This window comes from Nitrosomonas ureae (assembly GCF_900108305.1).
Lineage (GTDB): Bacteria > Pseudomonadota > Gammaproteobacteria > Burkholderiales > Nitrosomonadaceae > Nitrosomonas > Nitrosomonas ureae_B.
This window is the reverse complement of record NZ_FNUX01000066.1, coordinates 1-1,915: the sequence shown is the minus strand read 5'-3', so window position 1 is coordinate 1,915 and position 1,915 is coordinate 1. Positions and strand designations below refer to the sequence as shown.

1 protein-coding gene is annotated in these 1,915 nt (G+C 37.1%); it reads left to right on the top strand.

Annotation, left to right across the window (positions count from 1 at the left end; translation table 11 throughout):
- Nucleotides 1–365 precede the first annotated feature (365 nt).
- Nucleotides 366–1,796, top strand: a complete 1,431-nt coding sequence (locus tag C4S39_RS15015) for a DEAD/DEAH box helicase (RefSeq protein WP_103967731.1) — start codon at nt 366–368, stop codon at nt 1,794–1,796.
- The last annotated feature ends 119 nt before the right edge of the window (nt 1,797–1,915 follow it).

The window sequence follows — 1,915 nt, the reverse complement described above, 5'->3', positions numbered from 1 at the left end:
ACGAAGACGAAGACGAAGACGAAGAAGAGGACAGTGCCAGTGATGAGGCTGATAGCGAAGATGAAGATGAAGATGAAGATGATGAGGAATAATTCACTTCGCGCAGTAGTAAGTTATTTACCTTGATCTTCGTAAAAAGATAATATTTGAGCTTCAATAAAGTTAACAGAGCAATTTTAACAAAGAATCTGCATATGTTTTGTGCAGATTCTTTTTGTATTTTTGAGAACTAAATTATGTGTGGATTTGCACTTGATTTCATTGTATTAAGATCTTCAGGGTTTAATTACTAGGTTTGATTCTTCGCTCCTTACGACGAGGCGCTTTATTGTTAAATAAAATTAAAGAGGTAATTTTTGTAATATATGAGTAGTAACATCTCATTTGAACAACTCGGTTTATCAGCTAATTTGTTGCGAGCCATATCTGAACAAGGGTATACAAACCCCACGCCGATTCAACAACAGGCTATACCTATAATTCTGAAAGGTTTTGACGTCATGGGTGGAGCTCAGACTGGCACAGGTAAAACAGCGGGTTTTACTCTTCCTATGTTGCAAAAATTAGAGAGTTATGCCAATAGCAGTACATCACCTGCAAAACATCCAACACGTGCATTGATCTTGGTGCCGACCAGAGAGCTTGCGATACAAGTTTATGAGAGCGTTAGAGCGTACGGAAAATATGTGGCATTAAAATCAACAGTGATCTATGGTGGTGTAAATATCGATGTACAGATTGCAGCTATACGTTCTGGCGTGGAAATCCTGGTAGCAACGCCAGGGCGTTTATTGGATCATCTTCAACAAAAAAATTTGATACTTTCAAAAGTTGAGATATTGATTCTTGATGAAGCCGATCGAATGCTGGATATGGGATTTTTGCCGGATATAAAGCAAATAATTCAGATGTTACCCGATCAACGACAGAATTTAATGTTTTCCGCAACGTTCTCAGGAGAGATCAAGAAACTTGCAGGAAAAATTTTGAAGAACCCGATATTGATTGAAGTGGCCAAGCAGAATTCAGTCAGTGATCTGATTTCACATATAGTTTATTATGTAGAATCAAAAAATAAGCAAGAATTTCTAATCGATATGATCAAGAAAAAAAACTTGCAGCAAGTACTGATTTTTACACGTACTAAACATGGGGCGGATCATCTGACGCAAATATTAAATAATCGAGAGATCTTGAGCTCCGCGATACACGGCGATAGAAATCAACTGCAACGAACTCAAGCTTTGGATAATTTTAAATGTGGTTTAATCCGAGTCCTTGTTGCGACTGATGTTGCAGCACGTGGTCTTGATATTGAAGAATTAACCCATGTAATTAATTTTGAACTACCTAATAATCCAGAAGATTACGTGCATCGCATTGGAAGAACAGGGCGTGCGGGAGCTAAAGGATTTGCAATTTCTTTTGTTAGCAGAGAAGAGACTATCCTATTGGGCGGCATAGAAAGATTGTTAGGGATTAAGATTCAAGTAGAGGAAAGTAATTTTGGATTAAAGAATCAGCAAGCTGAGTTTCCAAATAAAACAAAAACAATTGAAGGGCAAAAAAAATCGAGAGCTTTTTCCTTTAAGAGAGAGCCTATATCAAAGAGGTCAAGAAGGATCGAGAAAATAGAAGATCCGTTGTTTTCACAACCCTATGTATCGAAATGCCCGGATTTGTTATCAATTCAAGTGGGAACTGGTAAATCCAATAAGCAAATTATTCATAAGCAATATCCAAGTAAAACATTACCCGCTCTGTTTATCCCGCCTGTAACCGACAAACAAAAATAAACTAGATTGTCCAAATATGTTTACTTAGTCATCCCTGAAAAAAGTACCCAACAATTGTTGTTGAGAAATTGAATCTGATATTTCCATTCAATGTGGAGAATAACTTTGGTTGGTTGGAT